The 19,438-nt window shown below is 75.9% G+C and carries 18 protein-coding genes; 7 read left to right on the top strand and 11 right to left on the bottom strand.

Annotation, left to right across the window (positions count from 1 at the left end; genetic code table 11):
• Positions 1-36: 36 nt before the first annotated feature.
• A complete protein-coding gene (locus CHC04_RS02655) occupies positions 37-3,018 on the bottom strand; it encodes a UPF0182 family membrane protein (protein WP_245816973.1) in 2,982 nt (993 codons plus the stop codon).
• Positions 3,019-3,257: 239 nt separating this feature from the next.
• Positions 3,258-4,283, bottom strand: a complete 1,026-nt coding sequence (locus tag CHC04_RS02650) for a YlbL family protein (protein WP_176449799.1) — start codon at positions 4,281-4,283, stop codon at positions 3,258-3,260.
• Between the two features lie 104 nt (positions 4,284-4,387).
• On the opposite strand from CHC04_RS02650, the gene CHC04_RS02645 reads away from it, so the two are divergent.
• Positions 4,388-5,782 carry a zinc-dependent metalloprotease gene (locus CHC04_RS02645; RefSeq protein ID WP_089402310.1) on the top strand — a complete coding sequence of 465 codons (1,395 nt, stop codon included), beginning with the start codon at positions 4,388-4,390 and terminating at the stop codon, positions 5,780-5,782.
• A gap of 98 nt (positions 5,783-5,880) precedes the next feature.
• Here CHC04_RS02645 and CHC04_RS02640 read toward each other — a convergent pair whose 3' ends face one another.
• Positions 5,881-6,471, bottom strand: a complete 591-nt coding sequence (locus tag CHC04_RS02640) for a M48 metallopeptidase family protein (protein ID WP_089402309.1) — start codon at positions 6,469-6,471, stop codon at positions 5,881-5,883.
• 369 nt (positions 6,472-6,840) lie between these two features.
• On the opposite strand from CHC04_RS02640, the gene CHC04_RS23865 reads away from it, so the two are divergent.
• The 3 genes from CHC04_RS23865 to CHC04_RS02630 all read left to right on the top strand — a co-directional run bounded on the left by CHC04_RS23865 (position 6,841) and on the right by CHC04_RS02630 (position 9,547).
• Complete coding sequence (locus CHC04_RS23865; protein WP_176449798.1) at positions 6,841-6,993, top strand: DUF5679 domain-containing protein; 153 nt, start codon at positions 6,841-6,843, stop codon at positions 6,991-6,993.
• A 113-nt stretch (positions 6,994-7,106) separates the two neighbouring features.
• Entirely contained in the window at positions 7,107-8,171 is a 1,065-nt protein-coding gene (locus CHC04_RS02635) for a ThiF family adenylyltransferase (RefSeq protein ID WP_089402308.1), read from the top strand.
• 53 nt (positions 8,172-8,224) lie between these two features.
• Complete coding sequence (locus CHC04_RS02630; RefSeq protein WP_217897136.1) at positions 8,225-9,547, top strand: ABC1 kinase family protein; 1,323 nt, start codon at positions 8,225-8,227, stop codon at positions 9,545-9,547.
• A 121-nt stretch (positions 9,548-9,668) separates the two neighbouring features.
• Here CHC04_RS02630 and CHC04_RS23860 read toward each other — a convergent pair whose 3' ends face one another.
• The 4 genes from CHC04_RS23860 to CHC04_RS02615 all read right to left on the bottom strand — a co-directional run bounded on the left by CHC04_RS23860 (position 9,669) and on the right by CHC04_RS02615 (position 12,965).
• Complete coding sequence (locus tag CHC04_RS23860; protein WP_176449797.1) at positions 9,669-9,833, bottom strand: hypothetical protein; 165 nt, start codon at positions 9,831-9,833, stop codon at positions 9,669-9,671.
• A 103-nt stretch (positions 9,834-9,936) separates the two neighbouring features.
• Positions 9,937-10,179: a WhiB family transcriptional regulator gene (locus CHC04_RS02625; protein WP_281252181.1), complete on the bottom strand. Its 243-nt coding sequence runs from the start codon at positions 10,177-10,179 to the stop codon at positions 9,937-9,939.
• Positions 10,180-10,426: 247 nt separating this feature from the next.
• Positions 10,427-10,744 carry a hypothetical protein gene (locus CHC04_RS02620; RefSeq protein ID WP_089402306.1) on the bottom strand — a complete coding sequence of 106 codons (318 nt, stop codon included), beginning with the start codon at positions 10,742-10,744 and terminating at the stop codon, positions 10,427-10,429.
• 193 nt (positions 10,745-10,937) lie between these two features.
• Positions 10,938-12,965: an ATP-dependent helicase gene (locus CHC04_RS02615; RefSeq protein WP_089402305.1), complete on the bottom strand. Its 2,028-nt coding sequence runs from the start codon at positions 12,963-12,965 to the stop codon at positions 10,938-10,940.
• 171 nt (positions 12,966-13,136) lie between these two features.
• On the opposite strand from CHC04_RS02615, the gene CHC04_RS02610 reads away from it, so the two are divergent.
• The 3 genes from CHC04_RS02610 to CHC04_RS24715 all read left to right on the top strand — a co-directional run bounded on the left by CHC04_RS02610 (position 13,137) and on the right by CHC04_RS24715 (position 14,768).
• Complete coding sequence (locus CHC04_RS02610) at positions 13,137-13,400, top strand: mycoredoxin (RefSeq protein ID WP_217897135.1); 264 nt, start codon at positions 13,137-13,139, stop codon at positions 13,398-13,400.
• 121 nt (positions 13,401-13,521) lie between these two features.
• On the top strand, positions 13,522-14,121 hold the full coding sequence (locus CHC04_RS02605; protein ID WP_089402303.1) for an ANTAR domain-containing protein: 600 nt from the start codon (positions 13,522-13,524) through the stop codon (positions 14,119-14,121).
• A 272-nt stretch (positions 14,122-14,393) separates the two neighbouring features.
• The gene (locus tag CHC04_RS24715) at positions 14,394-14,768 is read left to right on the top strand and encodes a nucleoside/nucleotide kinase family protein (protein ID WP_245816934.1); all 375 of its coding nucleotides are present in this window, start codon (positions 14,394-14,396) and stop codon (positions 14,766-14,768) included.
• A 7-nt stretch (positions 14,769-14,775) separates the two neighbouring features.
• Here CHC04_RS24715 and nudC read toward each other — a convergent pair whose 3' ends face one another.
• The 4 genes from nudC to CHC04_RS02580 all read right to left on the bottom strand — a co-directional run bounded on the left by nudC (position 14,776) and on the right by CHC04_RS02580 (position 19,388).
• Entirely contained in the window at positions 14,776-15,744 is a 969-nt protein-coding gene (gene nudC / locus CHC04_RS02595) for an NAD(+) diphosphatase (protein WP_089402302.1), read from the bottom strand.
• Positions 15,741-17,114 carry a M16 family metallopeptidase gene (locus tag CHC04_RS02590; protein ID WP_089402301.1) on the bottom strand — a complete coding sequence of 458 codons (1,374 nt, stop codon included), beginning with the start codon at positions 17,112-17,114 and terminating at the stop codon, positions 15,741-15,743. The genes nudC and CHC04_RS02590 overlap by 4 nt, the downstream gene beginning before the upstream one ends.
• The gene (locus tag CHC04_RS02585; protein WP_089402300.1) at positions 17,111-18,421 is read right to left on the bottom strand and encodes a M16 family metallopeptidase; all 1,311 of its coding nucleotides are present in this window, start codon (positions 18,419-18,421) and stop codon (positions 17,111-17,113) included. The genes CHC04_RS02590 and CHC04_RS02585 overlap by 4 nt, the downstream gene beginning before the upstream one ends.
• A 61-nt stretch (positions 18,422-18,482) precedes the next feature.
• Positions 18,483-19,388, bottom strand: coding sequence for a DUF2510 domain-containing protein (locus tag CHC04_RS02580; RefSeq protein WP_089402299.1), 906 nt, complete (start codon positions 19,386-19,388; stop codon positions 18,483-18,485).
• Positions 19,389-19,438: the final 50 nt, after the last annotated feature.

The following is a 19,438-nucleotide window of genomic DNA, read 5'->3' as shown; positions in this document are numbered from 1 at the left end:
CGGGGGTGCACCGGGTCGGTGCACCCCCGCCTGCGCTCAGCCCGTCGGCGTCGCCGCCGCGCCGCCCGCCGCGGCCCGGGCGGCCTCGTACGCCTGCACCGCCGCCTGCAGGTCGGCCAGCGCCTGCCCCTGCGCGGCGAAGTCGCCGTTGCGCTGGGCGTCCTCGAGACGCTGCAGCGCCGCGTCGACGTCGCGCACCGCCTGGTCGAGCTCCGGCGTCGTCGCGCCGCCGTCGGCCGGCGGCGTGGTCGGCTCCGCCGGCGTCGTGGGCTCGGCGGGCTCGGTCGGCGTCGCCGGCTCCTGCGTGTCCGGGGTGGTCCCGGCGTCGTCGGAGTCGGTGGCGGTGTCACCCGCACCGGCGCCGAAGACCTGGTCCAGGGCGTCGGAGAGGGTGTCGGCGTAGCCGACCCGCCCGCCGTAGTTGACCAGCACCTTGCGCAGCAGCGGGAAGGAGTTCTCCCCGGTGCCCTCGACGTAGAGCGGCTGCACGTAGAGCAGGCCGTTCGCGCCGATGGGCAGGGTGAGCAGGTTGCCGAACACCGCCTGCGAGTCCTCGCTGTTGAACAGCGTCAGGTCACGCGCGACCTCGTCGTTGGTGTTGAACGACTGCTGCACCTGCTGCGGCCCGCGGAACGGGGTGTTGCCCGGCAGCCGCAGCACCTGGATCTGCCCGTAGGTGTCCGGGTCACTGGAGGCGGAGATGAACGCCGAGAGGTTCTGCCGGCGGAACGCGTTCAGCGCGCTGGTCAGCTGGAACGTCGCGTCCGGCTCGTCGGGCCGCGCAGCGAGGATGTAGTACGGCGGCTGTGCCTCGTCGGCCGCCGTCGCCTCCTGCGACTGCGTCGGGTCGGCCGGCACCGCCCACCGGTCGTTCTGGCTGTAGAAGTCGCTCGGGTTGCTCACGTGGTACCGGGTGAGGATGTCCCGCTGCAGCTTGAACAGGTCCTCGGGGTACCGGACGTGCTCGACGAGCTCCTGGCTCATCGAGTCCCGCGGCTCGATGACACCCGGGAACGCCGCCGTGTAGGCCTTGAGGACCGGGTCCTGCTCGTCCCACTCGTAGAGCCGCACGGTGCCGTCGTAGGCGTCGACGGTGGCCTTGACCGAGTTGCGGATGTAGTTGAACTGCTCGTTGGGCAGCGCGGCCGTGCCGGTGCCGGTGAGCGCGTCGGTCGCGGCCTCGCCCAGCTCCATCCGCTCGGAGTAGGGGTAGGCGTCCGACGTCGTGTAGCCGTCGAGGATCCACACGACCCGGCCGTCGATCACCGCCGGGTACGGGTCGCCGTCGACCTCGAGGAACGGCGCGGCCTTCTCCACCCGCTCGCGCGGGTCACGGACGTAGAGCACCTTCGAGGCGTCGTTGACCGCACCGGAGAGCAGGAAGTTGCGCTCGCGGTAGTAGATCGCGAAGGTCAGCTGCCGGAAGAAGCTGCCGATCGCGACGCCGCCCTCGCCGTCGTAGGTGTTGTTGACCTCGCCGTCGGAGCCGTCCTCGGGCCGGTCGAACTCGCGCGGGGTCGCGTCCTCCGGCGCGCCGACCACCGAGTAGTCCTCGATCAGCTCGCCGTAGTAGATGCGCGCCTGGTCGACGTCGATGTCGCCGACGGTCGGCAGGTCACGGCTGGTGAAGTTCGGCTCGCCGCCCTCCTGGCCGGTGACGACCTGGTTGGCCGGCGCGGCCACGAAGCCGTTGCCGTGCGTGTAGACCGTGTGCCGGTTGATCCAGGTGTCCTGGTTCTCCGAGAGGCTGTTGCTGTCGAGCTCGCGGACGGCGACGACGTAGTCGCGGGTCTCCCCGTCGATGGTGTACCGGTCGATGTCGAGCTTCTCGGGGAAGCCGTACACGTTGCGGATCTGCTGGCGCGCGGTGAACGTGCCGGCCAGCACGTTGGGGTCGAGCAGCCGGGCGTTGGGGATGGTGGCGTCGTCGGCGCGCAGCTCGGCCAGGGCGGCGTCGGTGTCGACCTCGTCGCCGGTGTTCTCCTCGGCGAAGTCGACGTAGTCGACCTCGGTGAGCCCGTAGGCGTCGCGGGTGGAGGCGATGGCCCGCTCGATGTAGTCGGCCTCGCGCTCGTTGGCGCTGGGCCGCACCACGAACTGCTGGACGATCGCCGGGTAGGCCACGCCGATCACCAGGCTCGACAGCAGCAGCAGCACCAGCGCGGCAGCCGGCAGCCGGAAGTTGCGGACGACGACGTTGGCGAAGAACGCGACGGCGCAGAACGCCGCGGCGAACACGAGGATCGTCTTGGCCGGCAGCAGCGCGTTGACGTCGGTGTAGCTCGCGCCGCTGAAGAGCTCACCGCGGTCGGAGTAGACGAGGTCGTAGCGGTCGAACCAGTAGGCCACCGCCTTGAGCGCCACGAACAGGCCCAGCAGCACCGACAGCTGCACCATCGCCGCGCCGGTGAGCTTCTGCCCCGGCGTCTGCAGCCGCAGGCCGCCGAAGACGTAGTGGGTGAGCAGCGAGCCGATCAGCGCCAGGATGACGATCGCGAACGCGAAGCCCAGCAGCAGCCGGTAGAAGGGGTACTCGAAGACGAAGAACGACAGGTCCAGGCCGAACTGCGGGTCCACCCGCCCGAAGGGCACCGCGTTGCGGAAGGTCAGCCAGGTCTCCCAGCTGCCCTGCGCGGTGAAGCCGGCGAACAGGCCGACCACGACGGCGACGGCGGTGAGCACCAGGGTGCGGCGCGGCTCCAGCGACTGCCGGTAGCGCTCCAGGTTCTGCTGCTCCAGCGACATCGGCCGGAAGGCGGGACGGAACCGGTAGGCGAGGTACACCGCCAGCGCGGTGAGCCCGCCGGTGGCCACGCCGGCCACGGCGAACAGCAGCGCGCGGGTCTGCAGCTCGGTCCAGAACACCTCGGTGAACCCGGTCTCGTCGAACCAGAGGTAGTCGACGTAGACGTTCGTCAGGGTGCCGATGGCCGTGAACAGCACCAGCAGCACGGCGATGGACCCGATGACGACCTTCGCCCGCCGCGACAACGTCGGCACGGACACGGGGGGCCGCATGGCCACGAGCGGTCTCCTTCAGTTGCAGGTGCGGCGCCGCACCCGGGAGGTGCCACGCCGCGGTGGGGCGACCGCGTGCGGTCGGACGGACGTCGTCGCCGACGCCGGCACGGGCCCGTCGTGAGGCAGGTGCCGCCCCGACCAACGACCGGCGCGGCACCGGGTTCCCGCGGGGCCCGTGCTGCCCGACAGCTTCCCCCACGGACGGGTGTCCGTGTCGGGGCCGTCGGCCGGGAGGCTCAGCACCCCGCGGGCGTGCGGCCGGCGCGGAGGTCCTCGAGGGCGGTGAGGGCGTCGTCGAGGTCGCTGACACGGGCCAGGGTCAGCCCGGTGGCCGGCGAGCCCAGCGCGTCGGCGCAGTTGTCGGCCGGCACGAGGAACAGCTCGGCGCCGATGTCCTCGGCGGCGACCATCTTCAGCTGGATGCCGCCGATCGGGCCGACCGTGCCGTCGGCCTGGATCGTGCCGCTGCCGGCGACGACCGCGCCCTCGGTGAGGTCGGTGTCGCCCACCAGGTCGAGGATCCCCAGGGTCAGCATCAGGCCGGCCGAGGGGCCGCCGACGTCGGCGACGTCGATGTCCACGTCGAAGGGCGCCGAGGGCTGCTCGCGCACCGCGATGCCGAGCACCGAGCCCTCCCGGTCCGGCGCGCCCGCCGTCGTCACGGTGGCGGTGCCCGGCTGCCCGAGGCGGGTGTAGGCGACCTCCACCTCGGTGCCGGCCGGGATCCCGGTGAGGACGGACATGAGGGTCGCGGAGTCCGGTGTCGGCTGTCCGGCCACCGACTCGAGGGCGTCGCCCTCCTCCAGCAGCCCCTCCGAGGGCGAGTCCTCGCCGCTCACCCCGCGGACGACGACCTTGACCGGGTAGCCCAGCTCCCCCAGCGCCGCGGCCTCGGCCGACTCCTCCGAGGTGAGGAACGCCTGCCGGTTGGCCTGCTCGATCTCGTCCTCGGTCTTGTCCGGCGGGTACACCGACTCCTCCGGGACGATGCTGACCTCGTCGTCGAACCAGCCGCGGACGGCCTCGACCAGGCTCAGGCCCGCCCGTCCGACACCGACCGTGGTCAGGTTCAGGTTGCCGCTGACGTCGTTGCGCTCCCGGCCGCGGACGCTGATGACCGGGTCGCCGTCGATGTCGCCGAGGGTGTTGAAGGTGGGGCCGGGCACCTGGGCCACGTAGGGCACCGGCAGCGCCGCGCCGAGGACACCGGCGACCAGCAGCAGCACCACACCGACGGCGAGGACGGCGATCCGACGGGTCACGACCGGCCAGGGTATGTGGTGGCGCTGGCAGCGTCCGCCGAGAGCGGACGGCCGGGGTGCCGATCCGCCCGCGACCGGGTGATCACGCGTCTACCGTGGAGCCCATGAGCGACCTGCCGTTCGGCTTCGGGCTGCCCGACCGCGACCCCGAGCGACGCGACCAGCCCGGCTCGAACGACCCCTTCGGCTTCGGCGCCCTCTTCGGCGCCGGTGGCGCGGGCGCCGGCACGCCCGAGGAGCTGCTGGGCAAGATGCCGCTGTTCGCCGAGCTGCAGAAGCTGATGACCTGGTCGGGCGGCCCGGTGAACTGGGACCTGGCCCGGCAGGGCGCGATCAGCACCCTGGCCACCGGCACCCAGCCGACGTCGGAGGCCGAGAAGGCGGCGGTCACCGAGGCGCTGCGGCTGGCCGACCTGTGGCTGGACCAGGTGACCGACCTGCCCTCCGGTGTCGACCGCGCCGTCGCCTGGTCGCGGGTGGAGTGGGTGGAGCAGACGCTCCCGGCGTGGACGGCGCTCATCGACCCGCTGGCGGAGAAGGTCGTCGCCGCGATGACCAGCGCGCTGCCGCAGGAGGCCATGGCGATGGCCGGGCCGCTGGCCGGGATCATGGGCCGGATGGGGGGGCTGATGTTCGGCGCCCAGGTCGGCCAGGCGATGGGCCGGCTGGCCGGCGAGGTCCTCACCGGCACCGAGGTGGGGCTGCCGCTGGCCCCGGCCGGCTCCGGCGTGCTCGTGCCGCAGAACGTCGCCGCGTTCGCCGAGGGGCTCGACCGGCCCGCCGACGAGGTGCGGCTGTTCCTCGCGCTGCGCGAGGCGGCGTCGCTGCGGTTGTTCGCGCACGTGCCGTGGCTGCGCCAGCAGCTGCACGACGCCGTCCACGCCTACGCCCGCGGCATCACCATCGACCGCGAGGCCATCGAGCGGGGCCTCAACGACGCCATGGGGTCGATGGGCGGCGGGTTTGACCCGTCGAACCCCGAGGCCATCCAGGAGCTCCTCGGCAGCGGGCTGCTCGAGCCGGAGGAGACGCCCGAGCAGCAGATGGCGCTGCGCCGGCTGGAGACGCTGCTGGCGCTGGTCGAGGGCTGGGTCGACGCCGTCGTCGCGGCCGCGGCCGGTGAGCGGCTGCCCGGGCACGGGGCGCTGGCCGAGACGATGCGCCGCCGTCGCGCCTCCGGGGGCCCGGCCGAGCAGACCTTCGCCACCCTGGTCGGCCTGCAGCTGCGGCCGCGCCGGCTGCGGGACGCGGCCACCGTGTGGGGCGCGATGGAGCAGCGGTACGGCGCCGCCGAGCGCGACCGGCTGTGGTCGCACCCCGACCTGCTGCCCACCTCCGACGACCTCGACGAGCCGCTGGACTTCGTCGCCCGCCAGGGTGCCGACGACGAGCTGCGGCGGCTCACGGCCGAGGCCGACGAGCCGGGCGGCGGGGACACCGGCGGCGGGGACACCCACCCCGACAGCACCGACGGCGACGGGGAGACCCCCACCCGCTGACGGCACCCGCCCGCCGAGTGGGCAGTCGTCGCTGCCCGGCACGGCGTGTCGGCGCGGGTCGCCGACCACGACTGCCCACTCGGGCCGCGACCGCCGGCCTAGTCGACCAGGTCGCCCTCGTCCGGATCGGCGGGCTCGGCGTCGTCGGCCCGCGCGGTCTCGATGCCCTCGAGGAAGCCGCGGGCGCGCTCGGCCCGGGGGTAGCGGGCCACCAGTGCCCAGAACCGGGCGTCGTGGCCGGCCTCGAGCAAGTGTGCCAGCTCGTGGACCAGCACGTAGTCGACGACGTAGGTCGGCATGGACCGCAGCCGGCTCGACAGTCGGATGCTGCCGTCGGCCGGGGTGCACGAGCCCCAGCGGCGCTGCTGGTTGTCCACCCACCGGACGCTGGTCGGCCGCGCGGCGCCGTCGAGGTGTGCCTGCGACAGCGTGCGGGCGCGGGCCATCAGCTCGTCGTCCCCGCCCATCGACCGGCGCCGGCGTTCCTCGCGGGTCTGCAGCTTGGCCACCATCTGCGCCACCCAGCGCCGCTCCTCGGCCGGCGTGAACGCCGCCGGGATGAGCACGACCGTGCGCCCGGACTCGCGGTAGGCGGTCACCGTCCGGCGTCGGCGGGCGCTGCGGCGGACCTCGACCGGCCCGGGCGCGGACGCGGGGCCGGGCGAGGGGTCGGGGGTCGTTCCGGGCACAGCAGGACCGTAGCCAGCGGCCGGGGTCGACGCGCCCAGGGGCGCCACCCACTCGGGTACGAGTCGCACGGACGGTGGACAGCCCGTCGCCACCTGCGGCAGGGCGTCCGTCCACAGCCGCGCGGCGGCATCACCGCAGGTGACGGCGCGGCGACGGGACCGGGCGGGTGCTCGGCCCCGAAGGCCGTCCCCCGCTTGCGCACAGGGACACGCCGCCGGGTCCCCACACTGCCCACAGCCCTGTCCACAGGCTGTGGGTGGACTCCCCGGTGGGGTCGGGCCGCCGCGGCGGGCGGACCGTGCGGTCCGGGTAGCGTTCCCCGCGACGGCGCCCGGAGCGGGGGTCGAGCAGCCGGAGGGAGAGACACGGTGGCGGACAGCTACAACGGCTACTGCGTGAAGTGCAAGGAGAAGCGGGACTTCGACGGCGAGGTCAAGGTCAGCGAGTCCGGCCGCCGCATGGCCCAGGGCACCTGCCCGGTCTGCGGCACCAAGATGAACCGGATCCTCGGCAAGGCGTAGGGCGCTCGCACCGCCTCGACGGCGGCGTCCGCTCGGCGGGCGCCGCCGTCGCCGTTCGACGGGGCTGTGGACAACCGGAGCGGACGCGTGCCGCCGGCTGGCACCCTGCGCCGGTGCCCGATCCCGCCCACCCGCTCCTGCCGCCCGGCACGCCACTGCTCCGCCGCGGGCCCGACACCCTGCAGGTCGGCGGTGTCGACGGCGACGGCGCGGTGCTCGCCGGGGCCGACGTGACCGCCGTGGCCACGCTGCTGCGCGGGCTCGACGGTCGCCGCTCCCAGCGGGCCGTCCTCGCCGACGCCGCCGCCGCGGGCCTGGACCCGGTCCCGGTCGGCGCCCTCCTCGACGGGCTGCGTGGCGCCGGGGCCCTCCTCGACCTCGACGCCGCCGAGCTGCTCGCCTCCGACGCCGGCCCCGCCGCCACGGCCCGCACCGCCGCCGAGCTGCCGGCCGCACGCGACGGGCGGGGCGCCTCCCGCTGGCGCGCCCGGCGGGCGGCGTCGGTCGTGGTGCACGGCGCCACCCGGGTGGGCGTGCCGCTCGCGGCACTGCTCGCGGCCAGCGGCGTCGGCCGGGTCGCCGTGGACGACGACGGCGTCGTCGGCGCGGCCGACGCGGTCGTGGGCGGACTGACGGCCGAGGACGAGGGGCGCCCGGGCGGACCGGCCGCCGCCGACGCCGTCCGCCGCGCCAGCCCGCTCACCGACCTGCGTCCCCTGCCGCAGGGCGTCTCCCCCGATCTCGTGGTGCTGTCCCGGCCGTGGTCGGCGTCCGACCCGCTCGTCGCCGGCCTGCGGGACACCGGCGTGGCCCACCTCGTCGCCACGGTCCGCGGCGAGACCGGCGTGGTGGGGCCGCTGGTGGTCCCCGGCGTCACCAGCTGCCTGCGCTGCGCCGACCTGTACCGCCGCGACGCCGACCCGCGGTGGCCGGCGCTGGCCGCGCAGCTGACCGGCGGCGCGGACGCTCCGAGCGGGTCGACGCTCACCTGCTGGGCCACCGCGCTGGCCGCCGCGCAGCAGGCGCTGGCCTACCTCGACGGCAGCGGCAGCCCGGCCGCGCTCTCGGCGGTGGTGGAGCTGCGCCCGCCGGACCTGGCGCCCCGGCTGCGCCCCTGGCCGCTGCACCCGGGCTGCGGCTGCGCCGGACCGGGCGCGGCCACCCGCCCTCCCGGGTGAGGGCGGCTGCCGTCCGTCAGCGGCCCGTCGGTCCCGCAGGGGACAATGGGTGGGTGAGCGACGACGCACGGGGGATCCCGCGGGGCTCGATCTCGCGCACGGCGAGGTTGGCCTCCCTCCCCCTGGGGGCCGCCGGTCGCGCCACGCTCGGCATCGGCAAGCGGCTGTCGGGGCAGTCGTCCGAGGCGGTGAGCGCGGAGCTGCAGCAGCGCACCGCCGAGCAGCTGTTCGCCGTCCTCGGTCAGCTCAAGGGCGGGGCGATGAAGCTCGGCCAGACGCTGTCGGTGTTCGAGGCGGCCGTGCCCGACGAGGTGGCCGCCCCCTACCGCGAGGCGCTGGTGAAGCTGCAGGAGGAGGCACCGCCGATGCCGGTGCGCACCGTGCACGCGGTGCTCGCCCAGCAGCTCGGCGGGACCTGGCGCACCCGCTTCCGCGAGTTCGACGACCAGCCGGCCGCCGCCGCCAGCATCGGCCAGGTGCACCGCGCCACGTGGCGTGACGGCCGCGACGTCGCCGTCAAGATCCAGTACCCGGGTGCGGGCACCGCCCTCATGGCCGACCTCAACCAGCTGGCCCGCTTCGCCCGGCTGTTCGCCGCGGTGTTCCCGGGGCTGGACGTCAAGCCGCTGATCGCCGAGCTGCGGGCGCGGGTCATGGAGGAGCTCGACTACGGCCTGGAGGCCGACGCGCAGCGGCAGTTCGCGGCGGCCTACGCCGGTGACGGGCAGATCGTCGTCCCGCGGGTGGTGGCCAGCGCGCCGAAGGTGATCGTGTCCGAGTGGCTCGAGGGCCTGCCGCTGTCGCGGGTGATCACCGAGGGCACCGCCGAGCAGCGGGACCGGGCCGGCCACCTGATGGCGGTGCTGCACTTCTCCGCGCCCTCCCGGGCCCGCCTGCTGCACGCCGACCCGCACCCGGGCAACTTCCGGCTCGTCGAGGGCGACCGGCTCGGCGTCATCGACTTCGGCGCCACCGCCCGGCTGCCCGACGGGCTGCCCGAGCCGATCGGCCGGCTGGTGCGGTGGGCGCTGGAGGGCCGGGCCGAGGACGTGCTCGCCGACCTGCGCACCGAGGGCTTCGTCCGGCCGGGCGTGGCGGTCGACGCGGCGGGGGTGCTCGACTACCTGCGGCCGATGCTCGAGCCGATCGTCAGCCACAACTTCCGCTTCACCCGCCGGTGGATGCAGGAGCAGGCCGCCCGCCTGGCCGACCCCCGCAGCGAGGCCAGCCGGCTGGGGCGCCAGCTCAACCTCCCGCCGGCCTACCTGCTCATCCACCGCGTGACCGTCGGGTCGATCGGCGTGCTGTGCCAGCTCGACGCCGCCGCCGACTACCGCAGCGTGCTCGAGGAGTGGCTGCCCGGCTTCGTCGGCTGAGCCGCACGGACAGGAGGCCGGGTCCCCGACGCACCGGGAGCGTCGGGGACCCGGCCTCGACCGGGGAGGGCACGGACCCGTGCCCTGCGGTGGCCCGTCCCGGGCGGGACGGGTCGGGGGTTCAGCGGACCGCGGCGCTGGCCCGCGCGGCCCGCCGGTTGGCGTACTCCGCGCGGCGGGCCCAGCGGCGGGCCGCCTGCAGCCGGCGCAGGCGGCCGGCGGCGTCGGCCTCGGCACGCAGCTCGGTCAGCCGCGTGACGGCGAGGTCGTACTCGTAGCTGGTCATCTCGGTTCCTCACGGTCTCTGGTGGAACTTCTTCCGGTTTCTCGCGGCCCCGTCCCGAGGCTCACCCCGAGCGTGCGAGGGGTGAGGAGGACGGGGCCCTCCATCACGCCGCGACGACCTTGCGGGGACGACCCCGCGGTCGCTTGCGCGGGATGACGACACCTCGCTCGAAGATCTCGCCGCCCCAGACGCCCCAGGGCTCGCCGCGGTCGAGCGCACCGGCCAGGCAGGCGTCGCGGACCGGGCAGTCGCCGCACAGGACCTTGGCCTGCTCGAGGGCCGCGGGGCTCTCGGCGAACCACAGGTCCGGGTCGTCGGTCCCGCGGCACGGCAGCGGTCGCCGCACCGGTGCCGGGGCCAGGGGCGTGTGCGGCGTCCGCGGGGTGGCGCCACCGGTCCGGGGGAGCCCGGTTCGGCGGTGGGACGTCGGGCGGTCGATCGTCTGTAGCACTGCCGCTCCTCCTCGTACTCGTCGTCTGCGCGGCCGGCGGGGCCCGCCGACCGGGTGGTCGGGGCCGGGTGCCGCGGAGAAAGACGAAGGCCGCGGATCCCGGGTTCGGGTTCCGCGGCCTCGAGGAGGACCGGTCGAGCGGCTAGCTCTGCGGTCTCCCCGGGGAGTGGATCCCGAGGGTGGTGCGCTGCGTGGAGATGTCGGTGTCGAAGACCTCGGTGCCGATCACGTCGGTGCCGAACGGCGCGGCGGTGCCGCCGACGGTGGGCACACCGGTCCCCTGGAGCGGGGCGCCGGGCGCCGTGCAGACGCCGCCGGCCAGGTCGGACGGCTTCAGGACACGGACGACCGCGTACCGGTGGCGAGCGGTCGGAACCGCGCCGGTACCGGCCGGACGCACGTCGAGGGCGCCCCAGGCGGAGACCCCGGCGGGGGCGAGAGCGAAGCGCGTGTCGATCATCGGAACCTCTCCTCCCGGGGTCGGAACCCGGCTGTCGCACCGGGCTCGGTCTGGCGCGCCCGTGGTGGTCCCTCGGGCGCAGTCAGGACAGTAGGGAAGGTCGCGCGGGCGGCGCAACGCATTTAACGGGCGGGTCGCCCGACGGGTGGGCGTGTTCCCCCCGGGCCGACCCGTCGGGACGGTCCGTGACCGCTCAGCCGCTGACGGTGGCCAGCACGTCCTCGCCGTAGAGGTCGAGCTTGCGGGCGCCGACGCCGGGCAGCCCGGAGAGCTCGCGCAGGCTCGACGGCCGGGCCTCCGCGATGGCCTGCAGCGTGGCGTCGGTGAAGACGACGTAGGCGGGCACCGAGGCGGCCTGGGCGGTGGTGCTGCGCCAGGCGCGCAGCCGCTCGAAGAGCTCGCCGGCCTCGCCGTCGAGGACGACCTTCGCCCTCTTCGCCTTCCGCGGCGGCGCCGGGGCGGTGGGCGTGGACCCCGGGACGAGTCCGTCGAGGAAGCGGCTGCGCGGGCGGGGCCGCTTGGCGCCGGGGTTGCGGACCAGCGACCACGACAGCGTCAGCTGCTCCCGGGCACGGGTGACGGCGACGTAGAGCAGCCGCCGCTCCTCCTCGACGGCGTCGGGCCGCGACAGCGACTGCGCGATCGGCAGCACGCCGTCGACCAGGCCGACGACGAACACCGCGTCCCACTCCAGGCCCTTCGCCGCGTGCATCGAGGCCAGGGTGACGCCCTGGACGGTCGGCGCGTGCTGGGCGTCGGCCCGCTCGGCGAGGTGGGCGACGAAGCGCGGCAGGTCGGTGGTCGGGTCCTCGGCCACGAGGTCGACGGCGAGGTCGACCAGGGCGGCCAGCGACTGCCAGCGGTCGCGCGCGGCTCCCCCCGGCGGCGGGCGGTGCTCGACCCAGCCGGTGGAGGCCAGCACGTCGCGGACGGTGGTCACCAGGGCGCCCGGCTCACTGCCGCCCGCCGCGGCGCCGCGCAGCAGGACGACGGCCTCGCGCACCTCGGGCCGCTCGAAGAACCGCTCCCCGCCCTTGAGCACGTAGGGCACCCCGGCGTCGGCCAGCGCGGACTCGTAGACCTGCGACTGCGCGTTGATGCGGAACAGCACGGCGATCTCCGACGCCGGCGTCCCGGCCTCGATCATCGCCCGGCAGGCCCGGGCGACGGCGGCGGCCTCGGTGGGCTCGTCGGGGTGCTCCAGGAAGCGCGGCTCGGGGCCCTCGGCCCGCTGGCCGAGGAGCTTGAGCCGGAAGACGCTCTTGCGCTCCGGCGCCTGCCCGATCAGCTTGTTCGCCAGCCCCACCACCTGCGGCGTCGAGCGGTAGTCGCGCTCGAGCTTGACCACCGCGGCGTCGGGGAAGCGGTCGGCGAAGCCCAGGAGGTAGTCGGGGTCGGCGCCGGTGAAGGAGTAGATCGTCTGGTTGGGGTCGCCGACGACGCACACGTCGGCCCGGCCGCCCAGCCACGCGTCGAGCAGCCGCTGCTGCAGCGGGTTGACGTCCTGGTACTCGTCGACGACGAAGTGCCGGTACTGGCCGCGCACCTGCCGGGCGACCTCGGGGTGCTCCTCGAGGGCGTAGGCGGTGACGAGCAGCAGGTCCTCGAAGTCGAGCACGCCGTCGCGCTGCTTGGCCGACTCGTAGGAGGCGTAGACCCGGGCGACGGTCGCGGCGTCGAACGGCGGCTCGCGGCCGGCGGCCTGCGCGCGCTTGGCGTAGTCCTCGGGGGTGGCCAGGGTGGTCTTGGCCCACTCGATCTCGCTGGCGAGGTCGCGCAGGCTGGTGCGGTCGGTGCTCAGCCGGGCGCGGGTGGCCGCCGAGGCGACCAGGCGCAGCTTGTTCTCCACCAGCGGCGGCATGGGACCGCCGAGCACGCGCGGGGCGAAGTAGCGCAGCTGGCGCATGGCGGCGGCGTGGAAGGTGCGGGCCTGCACCCCGCCGACGCCGAGGCCGGCCAGCCGGGACCGCAGCTCCCCCGCCGCGCGGGCGGTGAAGGTCACCGCCAGCACCTGCTCGGGCACGAACGCGCCGGCGTGCACGCCGTAGGCGATGCGGTGGGTGATCGTGCGGGTCTTGCCCGTGCCGGCACCGGCGAGGATGCAGACCGGGCCGCTGACGGCCGAGGCCGCCTCGCGCTGCTCGTCGTCGAGGCCGGCCAGCACCGCCTCGGCGCCGGCGGAGGTGGCCGGGGACCCGGGCAGGTCGGCGGTCCGCGGCATGTGGGGGGTCTCCTCGGGGAACGGGGCGGGCGGGCAGCACCGAGTGTCCCAGCCGGTACCGACACCGGGCCGGGACACCCCCGGCGCGCGCGGGAAGGTCCGCCCGCCGGCACGCGTTCCTGACCGGGGGAGCGCTGCTCCCCGAGCCGACGACCCCCTGGAGGACCCCGAGTGACTGCCTCACCCGCCGCCGTGACGATGTACACCACCACCTGGTGCGGGTACTGCGTGCGGCTCAAGAAGCTGATGCAGCGCGAGGGCATCCCGTTCGCCGAGGTCGACATCGAGCGCGACGCCGCCGCGGCCGACCTGGTCATGCAGGCCAACGGCGGCAACCGCACCGTGCCCACGCTGGTCTTCGCCGACGGCACCGCGCTGACCAACCCCAGCATCGACCAGGTCAGGTCGCAGCTGGACCGGTCGCCGGAGGCCTGACCGGCGGGTGCTGCCGAGGACGCGGCCGGTGGCGGTGCATCATCGTGGCCGCGCGGGTCACGACCGTGACCCCCACCCGACCACCGGCCACCGGGCCGCACACCTCGCGGGAGCCGCTGTCGTGACCTCGGACTCCGTGCCCTCCCCCGCACCCGGCCAGGCGGCCGACTCGCCGTCGGTGGTCGTGGCCCGCACCGGACGCGGCTGGCGGGTGTTCGCACCCGGGTGCGCCCAGGACGTCGACGACCTGCTCGAGGGCCTGTCGCTGGCCGACCTGGTGGCCGAGGAGCTCGGCTGCCCGGCCGAGCCCGACCGCGCCGCCCGCCGCGCCGCCCGCGGCACGACCGCCGACGGCGACGCCGAGGACCCGCGCGACGCCCGGATCGCCGCGCTGGAGCGGACGGTGGCCCAGCTCGAGCACGCCCTTGCCGCCCGCGTCGTCACCGAGCGGGCGATCGGCGTGCTCGCCGAGCGGCACGCCACCGCGCCGCGGTCGGCCTTCGAGGTGCTGCGCGGTCAGGCCCGCTCCCTCGGGCGGCCGGTGCACGAGCTCGCCCGCGAGGTCATGGCCACCCTCGACCGGCTCACCGAGCCCACCCCGCAGCCGGCGGCCGACGCCGTCCCGGCGCTGGCCGCGGTCCCCCGCCGGACCGGGCCCCGGCGGGTCGAGCGCGGCTCGGTGCGCCCCGGCGCCTCGGTCCCGGCGGACGGCCGCCCCTGAGGTCGCCGGAACCACTGACCCCGCGCGCGCTGGCCGACCGGCTGGCCGCCCTCCTCGCCGACGCCGAGCCCCTCCCCGGTGCGTCCGCGCTGCGGGTCGGCGTCGACGGTCCCGACGTCGCCGACCCGGAGACGCTGGCGCGTGACGTCGCCGCGCGGCTGCCGGCGCTGGGCCGCCCGGCGGTCGTCGTCCCCGCCGCCGGGTTCCTGCGGCCGGCGTCGCTGCGCTTCGAGCACGGCCGCACCGACCCCGACGCGCGCTACACCGACTGGGTGGACACCGGCGCGCTCGCCCGCGAGGTCCTCGACCGGGTCGGTCCCGGCGGTCCGGGTGAGTACCTGCCGGTACTGTGGGACGTCGCACGCGACCGCGCCGCCCGGGCCGGCTACGAGGCGATGCCGCCGCGCGGGGTGCTGCTGGTGCCCGGTGCGCTGCTGCAGGGCGCCGGGCTCGCCCTCGACGTCGTCGTCCACCTGCGGGTGGCCCCGGCCGCCCGGCGCCGGCGCTGGCCGGAGGACCGGGCCTGGGAGCTGCCGGCGTTCGACCGCTACGACGACGAGGTCGACCCGGCCGCGCTGGCCGACGCCGTCGTGCTCGCCGACCGGCCGGAGCACCCCGCCCTCGTGCTGCAGGGCCGCTGGGCCTGACGTCGTCTCAGAGCTCCCCGTCGACCCAGCGGTCGATGAGGTGGCGGGCGATGGAGACCGGCGGCGGCAGCGCCTCGGGACCGCGGCCCGCGCGCAGCTCGTCGCGGGTGAACCAGCGGGCCTCCTCGATCTCGGTGGGGTCCAGCCGCAGCGTGTCGTCGCCCACGGCGCGGGCGACGAACCCGAGCATCAGCGACTGCGGGAACGGCCAGGGCTGGCTGCTCACGTAGCGGACGTCGGTGACGGCGAGGCCGACCTCCTCGGCCACCTCGCGGGCCACCGCGCCCTCGGCGGACTCCCCCGGCTCGACGAACCCGGCGAGGACCGAGTACCGCCCGGGCGGCCAGACCGCCTGCCGGCCGAGCACGCAGCGGTCCCCGCCGTCGTGCACCAGCATGATCACCGCCGGGTCGGTGCGCGGGAACAGCTCGGTGCCGGTGACCGGGTCGCGCTGCACCCAGCCGGCCCGCTCGATGGTCGTCGGCGCCCCCGACAGCGGGCTGAACCGCGCCCGCTCGTGCCACTCGAGGATGCCGATGGCCTCGGCGAGCAGCCCGGCGTCGAGGTCGCCCAGGACGGCGCCGAGCTCACGCAGCCCGGTCCAGACGTCGACCGGGCGGCCGTTGACCGTCAGCGCGCGCTCGCCGCGGACCGCGGCGTACGGCGTGCCGTCGGCCTCGCCCAGGTAGACGGCGCCCACCGGCAGCTCCGGCTGCTCGTCCCACACCAGGGCCGGGCCGCCGGCACCCTCGGCCACCGGCACGGTGCGCCGCTCGTCGACGGTGAGCACCCGCACCGGCCGGCCGCGGGTGGGGTCGGGCAGCGAGCGGCCGAGGTGGTCGCGGTCGTGCGCCGAACGGGACAGCACCGGCACGGTGCCCGTCGTCCGCGGGGTGCCGGCCGGCCAGGACCCCCGCGGGACGACGTCGGGCGGCGGGTTGTCGGCCGGCGTGCTCCCGCCCGGCGGGACGCTCACGCCGGGTCCGCCGCCGCGCTCGCGGTGACGTCGACCGGGCCGAGGGCGCGCAGCGCGTCGGTGACCCGCTCGGCGTCCCCGACCACGACGCCGGTCAGCGCGGCCGGCGCCAGGTACCGGCGGGCGGCCTCCTGCACCTGGTCCACGGTGACCTCGGCGAGCGCGCGCTGGTGCTCGGCCAGCCACTCCGCCGACAGCCCCGACCCCGCCAGCGCCGAGAGCGTGCTGGCCAGCCCGGCGTGCGTGGCCGTGGACAGCGCCATGGAGCCCAGGACGTAGCGGCGCGCGGCGTCGAGCTCGGCCTCGGTGACCGGGGCGAGGGCCATGCGGCCCAGCTCGGCCCAGGTCTCCAGGAAGGCCGGGCCGGTCACCTCGGTGGCGACGTCGGCCTCGACGAGGAACGACGACGCCGCGGCCAGGTGGTCGACGGCGCTGCGCGGGCTGTAGGAGTAGCCGCGCCGCTCCCGGATGTTCTCCACCAGCCGTGAGGAGAAGTAGCCGCCGAAGACCATGCCGGCCAGCCGGACGGCGGGCAGGTCGGGGTCGGTGCGCCCCGGCGCCGGCCCGCCGAGGCGGATGTTGGACTGGACCGCGCCCGGCCGGTCGACGACCTCCAGGTGCCCGGGCGCGAGCGTGGGCGCCGGTGGCGCACCGACGGCGGTGCCCTCGCCGGTCCACTCCCCCAGCGCCGCGGCGACGGCGTCGGTGGCCGCGGCGGCGTCGAGGTCGCCGACGAGCACCAGGGTGCTGCCGGCCGGCAGCACCCGCTCGCGGTGCAGCCGGCGCAGCGCGGCGGCGCCGACCTTGCCGACCAGCTCCGGTGCCGGCAGCTGGGCGGCGTAGGGGTGGGCGCCGTAGCGGCGGGCGGCCAGCGCCGACCGGGCGATGACCCCGGGCTGGGAGCGGGCGATGGCGATGCGCTCGGCCACCCGGTCGCGCTCGGCCTCCACCCGGTCGGCCGGGTAGGCGGCGGCGGTGAGCACCTCGGCCAGGACACCGAGCACGGGGGCCAGGCCCTCGGCCAGCAGGGTGGTGGAGAACAGCAGCCGGTCGGGGTCGGCGGCCACGGTCAGCTCGGCGCCGTGGCCCTGCAGTGCCTGGGCGATGCCGGTGGCGTCGTGCTGGGCGGTGCCGAGCAGGACCGCGCCGGAGAGCACCGACGCGCGGGCGGTGTGCTGCGCGGCGCCGCGGGGGGTGCCCGCGGCGAAGGGCACCCGCAGCCGCAGCTCCACCAGCGGGACGCCGGGCCGCGGCACGACGACGACGTCCAGCCCGCTCGGCAGCGTCGTCGTCGCCACCTCGGGGACCGGCTGCGGACGCGGCTCGCCCAGCGGGGGGATCAGGTCCAGGTCGAGGACCGGCGCGCTCACCGGGCACCTCCGGTGGCCCGCAGCTCCAGCACGGCGGCGGTGCCGGGATCGAGTCCGCGCGCCGCGGCCTGCACCTGGTCGGGGGTGACCGCGGCGAGCCGGGCGGCCAGCTCCCCGGCGAGCTCGGCGCGGCCGTGGACGAGCTCGGCGGCGCCGAACGCCAGCGTGCGGCCGAGGACGGAGTCGGCCTGGCGCAGCAGCTGGGCGCCGGCGCGGGCCTGCACCCGGGCCAGCTCCTCGGCCGTCACGCCCTCGCCGGCCACCCGGCCGATCTCGTCGTGGACGGCGGCGAGCACGTCGTCGACCGGGACCGCCGCCGGGTGGTGCACCTGGGTGGTGAGCAGCGTGGCGTCGCGGACGTCGAACGGGTCGCCGAACAGGCCCACGTAGCTGCTCTGCGCCACCGCCAGCCGGTCGTCGTGCACCAGCCGGCGCTCGAGGCGGGAGGCGTCGCCCTCGCTGAGCAGCTCGGCGAGCAGCACGGTGCCGAGGTAGGTGTCGAGGTCTCCGACCGGGTCGGGCACCCGCCAGCCGAGCGCCACGGCGGGCGCCGGCGCCAGCCGGTCCTCGACGACGTCGCGGCGCACCGTCGTCGGCGAGGGCTCGCCGGTGTGCGGCGTGGGCGGCACGTCGCGGGCCTCGACCGGGCCGAACCAGCGGCGGACCAGCCGCTCGGTCTGCGCGACGTCGAGGTCGCCGCCGATGCACAGCACCGCGTTGCCGGGTGCGTAGTAGCGGGAGAAGAAGTCGGTGGCGTCGGCCACCGTGGAGCTCTCCAGGTCGACGAAGGACCCGTAGCCGTCGTGGGTGTTGGCGAAGCTCTCGAACGCGATCTGCGGCAGCTGCAGCCAGGGGAAGGCGCCGTAGGGGCGGTTGAGCACGTTGACCCGGATCTCCTCCTTCACCACGTCGATCTGGTTGCGGAGGTTCTCCTCGGTGATGGCCGGCGCCGCCATGCGGTCGGCCTCGAGGAACAGCGCGCGCTCGAGCGCCTCGGCCGGCAGCGCCTCGTAGTAGTTCGTGTAGTCCTGGTGGGTGGAGCCGTTGAACGTGCCACCGGCGGCCTGCACCAGGCGGGCGTGCTCCATCTTCGGCACGTGCGCCGAGCCCTGGAACATCACGTGCTCGAAGAGGTGGGCGAACCCGGTGCGGCCCTCCGGCTCGTTGCGCATGCCCACGTCGTAGAAGACGGTCACGGCGACGACCGGCACGCTGCGGTCGGGCGCGAGGACGACCCGCAGCCCGTTGTCCAGCGAGAGGCGTTCCACCGGGTGCCGCAAGGTCAGATCGGCCCCGACTGCTGTCACGGACCGACCCTAACCACGTCGGACGACGCGGCGCCGGGCGGCCGACGGGCGCGGCCCGGCGTCAGAGCACGTCGATGTCGGCGACCACGCGGTCGATGACGCCGTAGAGCTCGGCGTGGGTGTTCGGGATGGAGAGGTACAGCAGCGCAGGGTCGGGCCGGCCGACGTCGACGACCACCAGCGCCGCCCGCTCGCCGGTGGAGTCGTAGCCCTCGACGTCCCAGGTGAGCTGGAACTCGACGAGGTGCGCGGCGTGCCCGTCGACGGTGAGCGCCTCGTCGCGCAGCACCTCGCGCTCGTTGGGGAACGGGTAGTAGGCCGTGCGGACGCTGTCGGCCAGCGCCGTCACGGTCGCCTGCTCGCTGCCCGGCCCGTTCCAGCCGTAGCCGTCGCTGACCGGGCCGGAGGTGCACTGGGCGATGAAGTTGCCCCCGGTGGGGATCTCCTCCTGCGTGACGAAGTACTGCCCGGCGATGGTGCGGGTCTCGGGCATGAGGCCGAGGTCGTACTCGAACCAGCCGTTGCCGAGGAACGGGTAGGAGATGCCCGACTCCTCGTCGATGATCCGCACGGTGCCCGGCGGGAACGGGGTGCCCGACGGGCCGGCGGACACCGGCGGGTCCTCGGGCACCGGGGGGCTGCCCTCACCGGAGAAGCCGACGACGAGGGCCACCACGACGACGGCGACGACGGCGAGCACCGCACCCCCGAGCCACCACGCCGTCCGCGGGCGCGGGGGCGGCGGCGAGGACGGGCCGGCCTGCCAGCCGCTCCCCTGCCCGGCGTCCCAGCCCGACGGCGGGAGCGGCGGGGCGACCACCGGTGGAGCCTGGACCGCCACGCCGGGCCCCGCCGGGGTCGTGACGTCGGACCAGGTCTGCCCGTTCCACCAGCGCACCGTGCCCGCGGCGCCGTCGGGGTCGGGGTACCACCCCGCCGGTGCGATGGTCTGGCCGGGTCCGCTCACGCGGTCAGGGTAGGACGGCGGGGGCGCCGATCAGGGCCGCCGCTGCGCGC

It is taken from the genome of Geodermatophilus saharensis (assembly GCF_900188205.1).
GTDB lineage: Bacteria > Actinomycetota > Actinomycetes > Mycobacteriales > Geodermatophilaceae > Geodermatophilus > Geodermatophilus saharensis.
This window is presented reverse-complemented; position numbering and strand designations above follow the sequence as displayed.

Coding starts and splice junctions, on each gene's coding strand:
- CHC04_RS02655 (WP_245816973.1), bottom strand. CDS start 3,018: ATGCGGCCCCCCGTGTCCGTGCCGACGTTGTCGCGGCGGGCGAAGGTC.
- CHC04_RS23860 (WP_176449797.1), bottom strand. CDS start 9,833: ATGACCAGCTACGAGTACGACCTCGCCGTCACGCGGCTGACCGAGCTG.
- CHC04_RS02615 (WP_089402305.1), bottom strand. CDS start 12,965: ATGCCGCGGACCGCCGACCTGCCCGGGTCCCCGGCCACCTCCGCCGGC.
- CHC04_RS02645 (WP_089402310.1), top strand. CDS start 4,388: ATGAGCGACCTGCCGTTCGGCTTCGGGCTGCCCGACCGCGACCCCGAG.
- CHC04_RS02620 (WP_089402306.1), bottom strand. CDS start 10,744: ATGATCGACACGCGCTTCGCTCTCGCCCCCGCCGGGGTCTCCGCCTGG.